The sequence below is a fragment of the Tenacibaculum crassostreae genome (assembly GCF_964512405.1).
Lineage (GTDB): Bacteria > Bacteroidota > Bacteroidia > Flavobacteriales > Flavobacteriaceae > Polaribacter > Polaribacter crassostreae.
In genome coordinates this window covers 172443-187676 of record NZ_CAZELE010000007.1, presented here as the reverse complement: position 1 = coordinate 187676, position 15234 = coordinate 172443, and the positions used below count along the sequence as shown (strand labels likewise).

The 15234-nt window shown below is 32.3% G+C and carries 12 protein-coding genes; 4 read left to right on the top strand and 8 right to left on the bottom strand.

Annotated features, from left to right (window positions below):
* Window positions 1-29 precede the first annotated feature (29 nt).
* Window positions 30-2291: a TonB-dependent receptor gene (locus ACKTST_RS11100; RefSeq protein WP_408047815.1), complete on the bottom strand. Its 2262-nt coding sequence runs from the start codon at window positions 2289-2291 to the stop codon at window positions 30-32.
* Window positions 2292-2653: 362 nt separating this feature from the next.
* Here ACKTST_RS11100 and ACKTST_RS11095 point away from each other — a divergent pair, with 362 nt between their 5' ends.
* From ACKTST_RS11095 to ACKTST_RS11085, 3 genes are read left to right on the top strand one after another with little or no spacing between them, the layout of a single operon-like run.
* Window positions 2654-3139: a biotin/lipoyl-containing protein gene (locus tag ACKTST_RS11095; protein WP_408047814.1), complete on the top strand. Its 486-nt coding sequence runs from the start codon at window positions 2654-2656 to the stop codon at window positions 3137-3139.
* Between the two features lies 1 nt (window position 3140).
* Window positions 3141-4577 carry an acetyl-CoA carboxylase biotin carboxylase subunit gene (gene accC, locus ACKTST_RS11090; RefSeq protein WP_408047813.1) on the top strand — a complete coding sequence of 479 codons (1437 nt, stop codon included), beginning with the start codon at window positions 3141-3143 and terminating at the stop codon, window positions 4575-4577.
* Between the two features lie 9 nt (window positions 4578-4586).
* Window positions 4587-6128: an acyl-CoA carboxylase subunit beta gene (locus tag ACKTST_RS11085; protein WP_408047812.1), complete on the top strand. Its 1542-nt coding sequence runs from the start codon at window positions 4587-4589 to the stop codon at window positions 6126-6128.
* Window positions 6129-6130: 2 nt separating this feature from the next.
* Here the strand turns inward: ACKTST_RS11085 and arfB are convergent, their stop codons facing one another.
* The 5 genes from arfB to ACKTST_RS11060 form a co-directional block, all read right to left on the bottom strand.
* Window positions 6131-6532, bottom strand: a complete 402-nt coding sequence (gene arfB / locus ACKTST_RS11080; protein WP_408047811.1) for an alternative ribosome rescue aminoacyl-tRNA hydrolase ArfB — start codon at window positions 6530-6532, stop codon at window positions 6131-6133.
* Window positions 6532-7188 (bottom strand): AAA family ATPase, encoded by a 657-nt coding sequence (locus ACKTST_RS11075; protein ID WP_408047810.1) that lies wholly within the window; start codon window positions 7186-7188, stop codon window positions 6532-6534. Before ACKTST_RS11075 ends, arfB begins: the two co-directional genes overlap by 1 nt.
* Window positions 7152-7781 (bottom strand): nicotinamide riboside transporter PnuC, encoded by a 630-nt coding sequence (gene pnuC / locus ACKTST_RS11070; protein ID WP_408047809.1) that lies wholly within the window; start codon window positions 7779-7781, stop codon window positions 7152-7154. Before pnuC ends, ACKTST_RS11075 begins: the two co-directional genes overlap by 37 nt.
* Window positions 7765-8025 carry a thiamine-binding protein gene (locus ACKTST_RS11065; protein WP_408047808.1) on the bottom strand — a complete coding sequence of 87 codons (261 nt, stop codon included), beginning with the start codon at window positions 8023-8025 and terminating at the stop codon, window positions 7765-7767. Before ACKTST_RS11065 ends, pnuC begins: the two co-directional genes overlap by 17 nt.
* 133 nt (window positions 8026-8158) lie before the next feature.
* Window positions 8159-8785 (bottom strand): 4'-phosphopantetheinyl transferase family protein, encoded by a 627-nt coding sequence (locus ACKTST_RS11060; RefSeq protein WP_408047807.1) that lies wholly within the window; start codon window positions 8783-8785, stop codon window positions 8159-8161.
* A gap of 64 nt (window positions 8786-8849) precedes the next feature.
* On the opposite strand from ACKTST_RS11060, the gene ahcY reads away from it, so the two are divergent.
* Window positions 8850-10166, top strand: coding sequence for an adenosylhomocysteinase (gene ahcY / locus ACKTST_RS11055; protein WP_408047806.1), 1317 nt, complete (start codon window positions 8850-8852; stop codon window positions 10164-10166).
* A gap of 50 nt (window positions 10167-10216) precedes the next feature.
* Here ahcY and ACKTST_RS11050 read toward each other — a convergent pair whose 3' ends face one another.
* Entirely contained in the window at window positions 10217-14038 is a 3822-nt protein-coding gene (locus ACKTST_RS11050; RefSeq protein ID WP_408047805.1) for a T9SS type B sorting domain-containing protein, read from the bottom strand.
* Between the two features lie 116 nt (window positions 14039-14154).
* Window positions 14155-15162: a TlpA family protein disulfide reductase gene (locus ACKTST_RS11045; RefSeq protein WP_408047804.1), complete on the bottom strand. Its 1008-nt coding sequence runs from the start codon at window positions 15160-15162 to the stop codon at window positions 14155-14157.
* Between the last annotated feature and the right edge of the window lie 72 nt (window positions 15163-15234).

The window sequence follows — 15234 nt, the reverse complement described above, 5'->3', positions numbered from 1 at the left end:
TTTCTTTTTCACAATTAATTCTCCCTCTTTTAAAATTTTAAAGTAGCTCCAATTAAAAAGTTTCTTGTGGCTTGTGGGTAATAGAAAACTTCAGTGATAGCAATATTATTAGAGTTCTCAGGTCTATAATAGTAGCTATAAGTATAACCGTTAGCTACATATTCTTTGTTAAAAATATTATTAACTAATAAGTTTAATGTAATTTCTTTAATCCAAGTTGGTTTTATTGAATATGATGCGTTAAAGTCGCTTACAAAATATGAAGGCATACTTTTATAGTCACTTGAAGTATTGTCTAAGTATTGTTTACCAACATATTTAGATATAAAGCCTAATGATAAGTTTTTAAGAGGATTATAAGTTAGTGTACTTCCAGCTATAATGTTTGGAGAAAAAGAAATATCAGTATCTTTAAAAGTTGTAGTAATTGGTGTATACGATACGGTTTCCCAAGTATTCGGATCGTACTGAGTATCGTAAACCACATAATCAAACTGTTTAATTTTATTCATACTAAAGGTTGCATTAGCATCAATTCTAAATTTTTTAGAAAATGTATAACCTGCTTGTAGTTCAATACCAGCCCTATAGCTATCTGCTACATTTTGTCTAATAGCATCACCAACATCATCTAGTTCACCAGTTAAAACTAATTGATTTTTATAATCCATATAATACAAATTAGTATTAACATAAAGATTTTTTCTTTGATACTTATAACCTGCTTCCCAATCTAATAAACGTTCTGATTTTGGTAAAACAGGATTTTTAATTAAATCGTCTCTATTAGGTTCTCTATTACCAATTGCTAATGAAGCGTAAAAATTATTATAGTTATTTAACTTATACGATAATCCTAATTTAGGATTAAAAAAATTATACTCTTGATTTGTGTCAATGTTTAATAAATCTGAACTAATACCTTTTGCCTTGTAAGTAACCTTTCTATATTGTAAGTCGGCAAATAAAAATAAGTTGTTTAGGTTGTATTCTGCCTTAACATAGGTGTTATAGTCTCTTTTGCTACCTAAATTATTATAGTAGTTTTCTCTAATATTTATTTCTGACGGAAAAGAATCCCAAATAATTTCACCAAAATGATCACCGTCATACTTGTTATAACCTCCACCAAAATTAATGTTTAAGTTTTCTTTTTTATAATTTAAAGAATATACAAAAGCATAAAAATTATTGTCTAACCAACGTCTTCTTATTAAATTTCCTTCTTCAGTTGCATTAGGACTATTAGGAAAATAATCACCTAACTCTTCATTATCCTTAAATTGTTCGTAAAAACCTTTTCCTTTAGTGAAATTTACAGAGAAATTTCCTGTAAAATATTGATTAAATTTATGAGAAACATGTACTTGATAATGGGTTTGTTCATAATTATCTATTTCATTATCGTATAAATAATGATTGTAAGTTCTACCTGAAGTTAAAAGGTTTTGTGCTTCTGCATCTGAAGGGTAGTTTCTATCAATAAAAGCCTGAATACCCTCTGTATCTCCTTCAACAACAGCTTTAGGGGTACCATACCAAGATTGATATGTTTTTTCTTTACCTCCAAAAATAATAGCTTTTATAGAGGTTTTATTGTCAATGTAACCAGCTTCAGTATAAAAAGAGGATAAATCAGAAGATGCTCTATCAATGTATCCATCACTTTTAATTTTTGATAATCTTACATTGGCGTAAAAGTTATTATGAATTCCAGAACCAACACTTAAATTATGTTTTCTAGTACCAAAGCTTCCAATTGTATTTGTAGTGTTAGCATAAGCTTCAGCTTTAGGAGAAAGGGTACGTAAATTTAAACTAGCCCCAAATGCTCCAGATCCATTAGTAGAAGTACCTACACCTCTTTGTAGTTGAATGTCTTCAACCGAAGAAACAAAATCGGGCATGTTAACCCAAAAAGTACCTTGGCTTTCGGCATCGTTATAAGGTATACCATTAATGGTTACGTTGATTCTTGTAGCATCAGAACCACGAACACGAATTCCAGTGTAACCAACACCAGCACCAGCATCACTAGTGGTAACTACTGATGGTAGTTGATTTAACAAAATGGGTAAATCTTGTCCTAAGTTTTTAGAAGCTAATTCTTCTTTTTTAACATTTGTAAATGTAATAGGAGTGTTTTTGTTTGCACGGGTAGCCAAAACAACTACTTCATCAAGTTTTTCTGATTTAATAGAGTCTTGTGCAATTTGTTGCGCATTTGCAGATATGGTTGCAAATAATACCATTAAAAAAGCTACTATCTTCACTTGATTAATAAAAGACATCGGTCTCATTTTGTATAAAATAAAATCGAATAAAAAGAGGTAATTATCCTATGTTTAAAATTGAATAATTAAATTTTGTCATTACCAGGAAGCTTTTCAAACTACTTTGTAATAACACTCGTATTTCCTAAACAGCATTACCTGTTCTAGGTTCAATGGGTATGATCTCAGCCGATATTTGGCACCCCTTTATGAGAACGCCGCAAAAGTAGTAATGAAATATGAATAATAATTCATAAAAAGTATTTTTTTGTAAAAACACGTTACTTGTTGATTATCAATAACTCTTAATACTTAATTCCTAAATTAGCCCTAAAAGCCATCTAATTTTAATATTTTAGTGCGGAAAATATCAATTGTTTATGAGCAAATCTTTTAAAACAAGCGTTAACAAAACGCATGATTTTGATTTTACTGAAGCACAAATTTCTGCACTAGATATAGTTGAAAAATCAAAAAATAAGTATCACATAATAGAGAGTAATCAATCTTATCAAGCTACGATTGTTGCTTCCAACTTCAATAAAAAAACATATACCATTCAACTTAATGGGAATACGTATGAAGTAAATATTTCTGATGAATTAGACTTGTTAATTGGTGAGTTGGGATTAGAAGTAGCCACCGAGAAGAAAGAAAACGATATCAAAGCACCAATGCCTGGGCTAATTGTTTCTGTTGATGTAAAAGTAGGGCAGGAAGTAAAAGAAGGTGAAGGAATTTTAGTATTAGAAGCTATGAAAATGGAGAATACCTTACAAGCACCAAGAGACGGGGTGGTAAAATCGATAGCAGTTCAATCTGGAGATAAAGTAGAAAAGAACACAGTTTTAATAGAAATGGAGTAATATGAAGAAGATTTTAGTAGCAAATAGAGGAGAAATTGCATTGCGTGTAATGCGTACTGCAAAAAAAATGGGAATTAAAACGGTAGCGGTGTTTTCTGAAGCTGATAGAAATTCTCCACATGTAACCTTTGCAGATGAGGCTGTATATATTGGTCCAGCACCTTCAAATCAATCCTATTTATTAGGAGATAAAATTATTGAAGTAGCTAAGGAATTAGGGGTAGATGGAATCCACCCAGGGTACGGATTTTTAAGTGAAAATGCCGCTTTTGGTGAAGCTGTAGCTAAAGCAGGAATCACATTTATAGGGCCAAAATCACATGCTATTGAAGTGATGGGAAGTAAACTTGCGGCAAAAGATGCAGTAAAAGCATATGATATACCAATGGTTCCAGGTATTGATGAAGCGGTTACAGATGTTGAATACGCAACGAAGGTAGCCAATGAAATTGGTTATCCTATTTTGATTAAAGCATCAGCTGGGGGTGGAGGAAAAGGAATGAGAGTTGTAGAAAAAGAAGCTGATATTAAAGAACAAATGCAACGTGCTATTTCAGAAGCAGAATCAGCTTTTGGAGACGGTTCAGTATTTATAGAAAAATACGTGGGTTCGCCACGTCATATTGAAATTCAGGTGTTAGCCGATAGCCACGGTAATGTGGTACATTTATTTGAACGCGAATGTTCAGTACAACGTCGACACCAAAAAGTAGTAGAAGAAGCTCCGTCTAGCGTATTAACTCCAGAAATTAGAAAAGCCATGGGAGAAGCAGCGGTAAGAGTTGCGAAAGCCTGTGATTATTTAGGAGCAGGAACGGTAGAGTTTTTACTAGATAAAAACATAAACTTCTACTTTTTAGAAATGAATACGCGCTTACAAGTAGAGCATCCAGTTACTGAACTAATTACGGGAGTCGACTTGGTAGAGCAGCAAATAAAAATAGCAAGAGGTGAAGCGTTGTCATTCACACAAGAAGACTTAAAAATTTTCGGACATGCTTTAGAGTTACGTGTATATGCTGAAGATCCGTTAGATAATTTCGCCCCTAGTATTGGTGTGTTAGAAACCTATCAACATCCGAAAGGAGAAAATATTCGAGTAGATGATGGTTTTGAAGAAGGAATGGAAATTCCTATTTATTACGATCCGATGATTTCTAAATTAATAACGTATGGTAAAACGCGTGAAGAAGCCATTGAGTTAATGAAACAAGCCATTGATGATTATAAAGTAAAAGGAATAGAAACTACATTGCCATTTGGAAAGTTTGTATGTGAGCATGAGGCTTTTACTTCAGGTAATTTTGACACACATTTTGTAAAGAAATACTACACGCCTGAGTTGTTAGAAGAGAAATATAAGGCAGAAGCAAAAATTGCCGCACAAGTTGCTTTACAGCAATATTTAAAAGAGCAACGTATTTTAAAAACCTGTTAATTAAAAAGCATGAAATCTAAAATAGAAGAATTACAACATAAAATTACAGAGGCGAAATTAGGAGGTGGACAAAAGCGAATAGATCGCCATCATCAAAAAGGAAAATTAACCGCTCGTGAGCGAATCGATTATTTACTAGATGAAGGTTCTTTTGAAGAAGTGGGAATTTTGGTAACCCACCGTACTACCGATTTTGGAATGGAAAATCAGCAATTTTATGGTGACGGAGTGGTAACAGGATACGGAACCGTAAACGGACGCTTAGTATATGTATTTGCACAAGATTTTACGGTGTTTGGAGGGTCATTATCAGAAACACACGCCGAAAAAATCTGTAAGATTATGGATTTAGCCGTAAAAGTAGGAGCACCGTTAATTGGATTGAATGATTCTGGTGGAGCCCGTATTCAAGAAGGAGTGCGATCGTTAGGTGGTTATGCCGATATTTTTTATAGAAATGTTCAAGCATCAGGAGTGATTCCGCAAATCTCAGCGATTATGGGACCTTGTGCAGGTGGAGCAGTTTATTCACCAGCGATGACTGATTTCACTATTATGGTAGAAAATTCAAGTTATATGTTTGTTACGGGACCCAACGTGGTTAAAACGGTAACGAATCAAGAAGTTACTTCGGAAGAATTAGGGGGTGCGAGTGCACATTCAACCAAATCGGGAGTAACGCATTTAACAGCAGCAAATGATGTACAATGTTTAGAAGATATTAAAACATTGTTGAGTTATATGCCACAGAACAATCAGGAAACTACGAGAAAACTACCGTTTGAATTGGACGATGAAGTTAGAGAAGAACTAGCAAATATCGTTCCTGATAATGCAAATAAACCATACGATATGCGTGCGGTGATTGATGGTATTGCTGATGTAGATTCATTCTTTGAAATCCATAAAGACTATGCCGATAATATTGTGGTTGGATTTGCTCGTTTAGGAGGAAGAAGTGTTGGGATTGTAGCCAATCAACCAATGAGTTTAGCAGGATGTTTAGATGTAAACAGTTCAAAAAAAGCAGCGCGCTTCACCCGTTTTTGTGATTGTTTTAATATTCCTTTGTTGGTATTGGTTGACGTACCAGGATTCTTACCAGGAACCGACCAAGAATGGAATGCAATTATTACCAACGGAGCAAAATTACTCTATGCTTTGAGTGAAGCTACTGTGCCAAGAGTAAGTGTGATTACTCGTAAAGCTTATGGTGGTGCTTATGATGTAATGAATTCAAAACATATTGGAGCTGATATGAATTTCGCGTGGCCTAGTGCAGAAATTGCTGTAATGGGAGCTAAAGGAGCAAGTGAAATTATATTTAAAAAGGAAATTGCTGAAGCAGATGACCACGAAGCAAAACTAGCTGAGAAAGAAGCTGAATATGCCGATAAATTTGCGAATCCGTATAGAGCAGCGGAACGCGGATTTATTGATGAGGTTATTTTACCAGAAGAGACTCGTAGAAAGCTCATCAAAGCATTTGCGATGTTAGAGGGTAAAAAGGTAGAACGACCTAACAGAAAACACGGAAATATTCCGTTGTAAAATTAGAATTTAAACTTCTTACGGCTTTCTTTTTTATCAGAAAGCCGTTTTTTTTCGTCTAATCGTTTAGCTATTGCTACTTTTTTAGGTTTGGTAGCTTTCCTTACTTTGGGAATAACTAAAGATTCTTCTAATAGATTGAAAAAGCGTTCAATTACCAATTCTTTGTTTCGATGTTGTGAACGACTTTCTTGAGAGCTTAACGTTAAAACATTGTCTTTTGATAATCTGCTGTCTAAGTTTTTAAGCACTAATTCTTTTTCTTGATCGGTTAAGCCTAAAGAATTTTCAATAGTAAAACTCAGTTCTACTTTTGAAGAAACTTTATTTACATGCTGTCCGCCAGCACCGGAACTGCGTACAGCTTTAAAAGTAAGCTCTTTAAGGATTTGCTCTTTATTCATTAGTCAATTGGGTAATTGGTGTTCCCTAAATCTTGATGCATAAAATGCATATCTAAATCGGTAAGCGTATCTGAAAAAGAATATAAATTTTCTTTTTTAGCTAACAATTCATCAATAATACGAACTGCTTTTTGTAAACGAGTTTCTTTATCCCCTTTTAGTAAAACATAAGGTTTGTTGTGTTTTTTTAAAGCGTTTTCAAAAGCAGTAAACATTTCTAAACGTTGTTCGGGTCTGTCACGCAAATCATCGGCTTCCCAAGGAGTATCTATATAGGTTAAAAAATAGATGTCGTAACTATTTTCAGTAGCAGCTTCATCCAGTTTAGGATCAACAAAACCACCGTAATATTCTTCAGAATATACTTTGGTTTCTAGCAAATCGGTATCACAAATTAAAAGTTTATCAGCTTTTCTGGCTAATTCATTTTCAAGTTGAATTTGACCTTCTGCAATCGGAAGAATGTCTTTTTGCTCACAAATTTTACGTTCGTTGTTCCATTTTTCTTGCAAATAATCACGTGCAAATTCAGGAGCCCAAACCGTGTTATAATGGCGTGCTAACTGACGAGAAAGCGTAGTTTTACCGGTGCTTTCAGGTCCGAAAAGAACCACTTTTACTAAGTTGATAGATTGTTGTTTAAGTGTTTTTTCCATGCTAAATAACCTGCAATTGCAATAAAGGTAAAGAATAAATACTGAAAACTAGTAAAGGTAAAGCCTTTGTAAAAGTATAACGGAACTGAAATAATATCACCGATAATCCAATAAATCCAGTTTTCTATTTTTCGTTTTGCCATGAGCCACATTCCAACAAAAAAGATAGCGGTAGTAATGGTGTCAACATAAGCCGTCCAACCATTCCATTTATCAAATAAGGTATAAATAGCGTACACAAAAACAAGCGTAGCTAAAAATATGAGTACGCTTTGTTTTTTTTCTGCTGATGTGGTTTTAGAAATAGGAGTAACATGGGTTTCGTCAACTTTACGAGTCCAGATATACCAACCATACACACTCATGATAAAGTAATATCCATTAATCATCATATCACCTAATAGTTCCCATTTTAATAACAGATACACAAAAATTATAGTACTGATCATTCCTGTTGGAAACACCCAAATTTTATTTTGTTTTGAGTACCAAACGGATAAAAAACCAAAAATAACAGCGATAACTTCTAACCAAATATCAATGGGATTGTAACCAGCGTATTGACCGAAGAAAAAATCAAAAATGTGGTTCATAGTCGCTGCGATCAGATTTGACGATTTTCATGTATAGCAAGCCTTTGTCAATCATTTCAAAAGCTTCTTTTATTTCAGTTGTTAAGAGCTGCATTACGGTGTCATAATCACCATACACTTGTGTGCTTAACGGGTTTTCTAATACGGTTACATTAGATGCTCTTAGCTTTTTTATAAAATTGATAATTGGTTCTTCAAATTCGTTTTGAAGAGGGGTTAAGGTTAGTTCTACGGAGATTTTCATAGTGTTTTTAGTTGAAAAGAAACAAAGTTACAAAGTTTGAAGTTGTCATTCCTGTGTAGGTAGAGAATAATTTTATGAGATAGCTTACTTTGAACATACGTTTCACGCCTGCACGTGAATGAAAGTAAAGTTTTTAATACGCATATACACAAGTAAACCCTTCCATTTCTAAGAAATGAATATCGTACTCAGATGTTTCTCCTTCATACAGTATTTTCCCTGTTGTTTCATTGGTTTCAAAAGAAAAATCTTCGATATAAATGTTTTCTAAAAAGAGTAATTTTTTCTTTCCGTAGATTTTGTATAAACTTTCTTTAGCTCCCCAAACAATGGTGAGTTTACTTACCAAAGCATCGTGGTTAGCGATCGATTTGTATTCTTCAATCGGAGTAAATTTATGCGCAATTTTTACAATTTTATCGCGTTGCATTTCAATGTCTATTCCTACAGGTTTTTCCTTAGAAAAAATAATGGCAGAAAATGTAAAAGAATGGGTTATCGAAATATAATTTCCATCTTTTAAATGTGGTTTGCCAAATTCATCATAAGCCAAATCGTCATCGTTATATCCAATTTCATTTAACAAATGACGAATACTTAAAAAACCTCTTCGGTGTAAATCAGACTTCATCCCATCAACCCTAGCTTGATTTGAAGAAGTAAGTGTAATACCGTTAAATAAGTCTTCAAAAGATTCTTCAATCTTCCAAATCAATGCTTTAGCGTGGTTGTTAACCGTTAATGTTTTGTAAAGAGGCATATTTTAGAAAGTTATTTCGTAATTTTGCGACTCAAAAATTTTGACAAATAAATATACAAAAAATATGAGCACAAAAACCGCTACATACGTTCCTTACAAAGTTAAAGATATTTCTTTAGCGGATTGGGGAAGAAAAGAGATTGAATTGGCAGAAGCTGAAATGCCAGGGTTAATGAGTTTACGTGAAGAGTATAAAGATGAGCAACCTTTAAAAGGTGCACGAATTGCAGGATGTTTACACATGACGATTCAAACTGCGGTTTTAATTGAAACCTTACAAGCTTTAGGAGCGGAAGTTACTTGGAGTTCTTGTAATATTTTCTCTACTCAAGATCAAGCTGCTGCTGCAATTGCTGCTGCTGGAACACCAGTATATGCTTGGAAAGGAATGAACGAAGAAGAATTTGATTGGTGTATTGAGCAAACATTATTCTTTGGTGAAGATCGTAAGCCATTAAACATGATTTTAGATGATGGTGGAGATTTAACCAATATGGTTTTAGATAAATATCCTGAGTTAGCACCTGCGATTAAAGGATTATCGGAAGAAACTACTACAGGAGTTCACCGTTTATACGAAAGAGTTAAAAACGGTACCTTACCAATGCCAGCAATTAACGTAAACGATTCTGTTACTAAATCTAAGTTTGATAATAAATACGGATGTAAAGAATCTGCTGTAGATGCTATCCGTCGTGCTACGGATGTGATGTTAGCAGGTAAAAGAGTAGTGGTTTGTGGGTATGGAGATGTAGGTAAAGGTACTGCTGCTTCTTTCCGTGGAGCAGGATCTATCGTAACAGTTACTGAAATTGACCCGATTTGTGCGTTACAAGCTGCAATGGACGGTTTTGAAGTGAAGAAATTAGAAACTGTTGTTGGAAATGCTGATATCGTAATTACTACTACAGGAAATAAAGACATCGTTCGTGGAGAACACTTTGAAGCAATGAAGGATAAGACGATCGTTTGTAACATCGGTCACTTTGATAATGAAATTGACATGGCTTGGTTAAATGGTACTTATGGTGATTCTAAAGTAGAAATTAAACCACAGGTTGATAAGTATACTGTAAAAGGAAATGATATTATTGTTTTAGCAGAAGGACGTTTAGTAAACTTAGGATGTGCTACTGGTCATCCAAGTTTTGTAATGTCTAACTCGTTTACCAACCAAACGTTAGCACAAATCGAATTATGGAAGCACGCTGATAAGTACGAAAACGACGTATATATGTTACCAAAGCATTTAGATGAAAAAGTAGCAAAATTACATTTAGCTAAGATTGGTGTTGAGTTAACAGAGTTACGTGAAGATCAAGCGAAATATATTGGGGTAACTGTAGAAGGTCCTTTTAAACCTGAACACTACAGATACTAGATTCTTAGAGTCAAGAGACAAAAAATCCCGCAACATTGTTGCGGGATTTTTTATTTACTAAGTAAAGTGAAATTTCCTTTTTTTCTTACAATATTTCCTTGAGGAGTTATAAGTTCAGCATAAAACCAATAATCATTTGTAGGAAGTTTTTGACCATTATAAAGCCCATCCCACCCAGCATCATCTATCGTTAATATCTTCAAAGTTTTTCCAAAACGATCATAAATTCTTACCGTTCCGGATTTATAGATGCTTTTTCCTATTCCCTGAATATGCCAAATGTCATTTTTCCCATCTGCATTTGGGGTAAAAAAATTAGGAAAACTAATTAGAGATATTTCAAAAAAGACACTGCCACAACCATCTTTATCATTTATTTCTATAATGTAATTCCCCCCATCAAGATTTTCGAAATTTGGATCTTTTTGATAATCAACCAAAATATTAGAATTTGAATCTAATAATCTAAATTCATAATCATCTAAACCTAAATTTGAAGTGTTTATTTTGATGAAATTATTATTGGAATCATCCTGAACATCAATATCATTGATATCTATGGTAGACTTTGAAGATTCTTTAATGGTTATAGTTGCTTTCTCTGAATCGCAACCATAAATAGATGTTGCTACTACCGTGTATTTTCCACCTTTAGTAATAGTAGTGTTAGCTGAATTATCAATTACTATATTGTTTTCATCTCTCCATATATAACTATAATTTGTGTTTAAATCTTCTACACCAATTTGTAGTTTAGGGTTATTATCCATACAAATAATATCTTCATCTATTACACTTACACTTGGTTTTTCCCTTACAATGAAGTCTATAGTTGTTTCGTCATAACAAATATCGTAAATAGGATTCTCTACACGTACTCTAATAGTTTGCGTAGGTGTAATAAAAGGATTTGGTAACGGACTAGGTAGTGCTTCGTTATTTTCATCAAAATATTTCACAATTAATCCTATTTGATTTTCTAAGATTATACTTTCTATTGATGATGTGTCAAAAGCAAAAACACCATCTTTATCATCATCACATTCTTCTTGAACAGGAACGGCATTAGCAATAGGCATTTTATTTACCACAAAGTTTATTGCGGTTTCATCATAACATTGCCCATCTGGGTCTTGAGAATTATTATTAGTAATTCTGGCAGTAATTGTTTGAGATGCTGTTATGAAAGGATTTGGTAATGGGCTTGACAAAGCTACTCCTTTTTCATCTGTATAACTTACAGTAACGTTTGTTTGATTTCCTATAATTGTGTTTTGTATATTAGATGTGTCAAAAGCAAATAATCCATCTCTATCATTATCGCATTCTGGACTAATAACAACTGTATTTGCGATTGGTACAGTATCTACATTTAAAGTAATATGGGCACCTAAACCTAGACAATCATTATTAATAACATTATCTACACGAATATAAATTGTTTGTTGATTTGGTGAATTTGTGTTTTTATAGTTAGTAACATCAGTAATTTCATTTTGCTCTGCTAATGCATTTGCTTGATTTTCATAGTAAGTTATAATGAGTTGCTGATTTGGAGGAAATAAATCTTTCACTTCTTGAGTAACAGAACTAAAATCAAATGAAGCTATTCCATCTGATGTATTGGAGCCATTATCACATTTATAAAATGATTTTTGAAAACTTGATGGAATCTCTGTTGTAGAAACAGTTAAATTAATTTCACTAATTCTAAAGCAACCATTTATGTTTTCTACTCTTGCCCATATAACATCATTACTTACAATTTGATTTGTGTATGCCGTTATATCTTGAATTGAGTTAGGACTATTACTTTCTGCTAAAGCTTTTTCTTCAAAAAAAGTGATTGTATAATCTTTTGGATTTGAAATTATTTTTGTTTTGGCTTCATGTAGATTGAAAGAACTAAAACCATTAATATCTGAATTATCACATTGTTTTAAAGAAACAAAAGTCTCTATGTTTGGTAATTCATTTACTTCTATGATAAATGAAGTTTCTCCAGATTTTGATGGGTCAGATAAGTGTTCTACTTTTACATAAATAGTTTCTTTACGAACAGAGTTTTTATACTCTTTAGGGTTGGAAATTTCAATTGTTAGGTCTTCATCTTTGTAATATGATATTTGATAGTCTGATAAAGGTTCATTAATTAAAATTTTATCTTGATTTTGTGTTAAATCAAGTTTAATAATACCATCGGTATCATTACCAAAAGAAGTGCTGTCACAAAAAGATAAGTCAGGTATGTTTTGATTAATAGAATTGCCTATAATTATACCACAACTTTCGTTAAATTTAGTTATAGTGCCATCTGTTCTATTTGTACTGTTTGCACTAATGATGTGCCCAAAATTTTCATAACCCTCTGGTCCGTTGATAAAAAAACCAATATTTCTACTTATATAGTAGTTATTGTTAGAATCTTTAAAAAAACCACTTATTCTATCTTGATAAAAAAATCTTTGATTATTAATTCCATTACTAAAAATTCGCTTTACATTTCCATTAAGATCATAAATAGCTAAAAAATAATCATCAGTATGAAAAGACCCTTTAATGTGATTTCCATCCGAACTTAAAAAAGTAACTTCTGCGGATAAGGAATTAAAGTTTCTTACTGTACCTATTGTGATAATTTCATCATTTGATTTTATTATTTTATATCCAGTTCCAGTATAAGATTGTGTAGCACCTTTAATCCATTTACACACCCCATTAGTATCTACTTTAGCTATAAAAAATGTTCCTACTTTTTCTGAGGTTATTGTGCCATCTGTGTTCTCGAAGATTTGATTTGGAGAATTATTATAATGAGCATCATTACTTCCGGTTATGTAAGAATTCCCTTGTTCATCAACAGTCATAGACCAAGATTGCACACCATTAGAAGTATGATCATTTAAGAGACTCTTTACTTTCCATAAAAATTGTCCATCTTTATCAAATTTGACCAAGAATGTTTTTGTAGGGTAACCACTCCAGGTTATAATATCTGGATTATTAGTTTTTCCTGCGGAATAAATTTCTGCTTGCGAACTGCAATAACCAGTCACATAAATATTATTATTTTTGTCGCTACCTATATCTATTAAAAATTCACTATTTGGTCCAGAAGTTTTAATACCAGTATACCATAATAGTTTTCCATCAGGATTTAATTTTAATACAAAACGATTAACATAATTATAATTATTACCCATAATTTCAAAGTTTGATAAATTATCAGTTATAACTTCGTTTAAATAAAAATTAAATGTATTATTATTGTAAATATTAGCATCACCGCTCAATAAAATATTCCCATCATCATCTATATTTATTTTTTTACTATAAATATTGTTAATGATGATATGCCACAAGATTTCTCCGTCTTTATTAAGCTTAATTATGTAGCCTCCGTATAAATTATTAGTTGTATTATTAAAAATAAGTTTAGTTCCTTTAGAATCAAAAAAAGCACCATTAATAGAATGTCCAATTACATAAATATTCCCTTCTTTATCCTCTACAGATCCAAACATAATGTCTCTATATGAATATGTGTTTTTTTCGGTATAAGCAATCCATTTAAGATTACCATTATAATCGTGTTTAGCTAAATAACCTCCATCTTTATCTTCTAAATTAGTGTAAATATTATCATCATTTGAATCGAAGGTTTGTTTATTGTATTGTCCCGTTGTTAAGAAACCGCCATTAATCTCTTTTAAGTCAGTTGTTTCAGGGTCATGGTAGCCAGGGAATTCATTGTTATTATACTGACCATTATAAATATCAACATTATTGTGAATTAATGTCCAACAATCATTGTTTTGTGCGTTAAAAGATAAACTGAATAAAAACACAAAGTATAATATTTTTTTTTTCATAGCTTATTTTTAGAATGACAAATATAAGATTCTAAATAGAACTTATAAATCATGTAAATCACAAAAAAAATCCCGCAACGAAGTTGCGGGATTTTTTATTCTATATAATTGAATTCTTACATTTCTAAAGAATCAAACAATTCAGTTAATTGAGGACTAGATGGTCTAGGAGCATTTGCGTCAACAATGTTTCCTTGAGGATCTAATAAAATAAATCTTGGAATAGAGTTTACTCTGTAAGCACCTGAAAAAGCTTCGTCTCTTTTAGCGTATAACTGAACTCCTGTTAATTTCATATCAGTTACCATTTTTTTCCAAGTTTCATAATCCTTCTCTCTATCAACAGAAATACTTACAAACTCGATGTTCTTATCGTGGTATTTTTCTTCTACTTTCTTTAAGAATGGAATTTCATTTTTACAAGGCTGACACCAAGTAGCCCACATATCAATGTAAACATATTTTCCTTTTAAATCGTCTAAAGACATAGTACCTCCTTTGTGGTTTTCGTAATCAACAAACTTAGGAGATTCCATTCCTTTAGCTAATTTAGTTGCCATGTATTGCTTGTCACCGTACACCTTAGTTAAGTACTTTTCTAAACCTAAAACACTTTGCTTTTGATTCGCAACAAATGTAGAATCTAAATTTGCTCCTTCAATTTCTTTGTTAAAACCATCAACAAAGTTTGATACTTTCGATTTAAAATCTAATTCTGGTAAATCCATTAATTCTTTATCACCAAACAGTGCTTCTTGATTTAAAGATGCTTTTGCTAAAAAAGCACTTTCTTCATGACCAGCACCTGTAAATGCAATTGTTTCATCAAATTGCTCAGTATCTAAAGTCATGTTGATGTCAGCACCATTTTGCAAGTATAAAGTAGCGTACTCTTTACCATCAAAAAGTCTGTAAAAACCATCTTTTACATTCATGGTGTCTTTAAACATTCCGTTTTCATCAACTTTAATAACTCGGTTAAATTTAAATTGAGGATTTGAGATTACAACAGAATCAGAGTTTTTATTAGTTATAGTACCAGAAAAAGTTACGAAATCGTTACTTTCTTTTTTACAAGAAACAATAGCTAAAGAAACTATTGCTGCATAAATTAATTTTTTCATTGTTGTTTATTAATGATTAGTTCTAATAAGTGGCCTAAGTTAACTAATCTAAACGAATTAGAGCCCATCTAA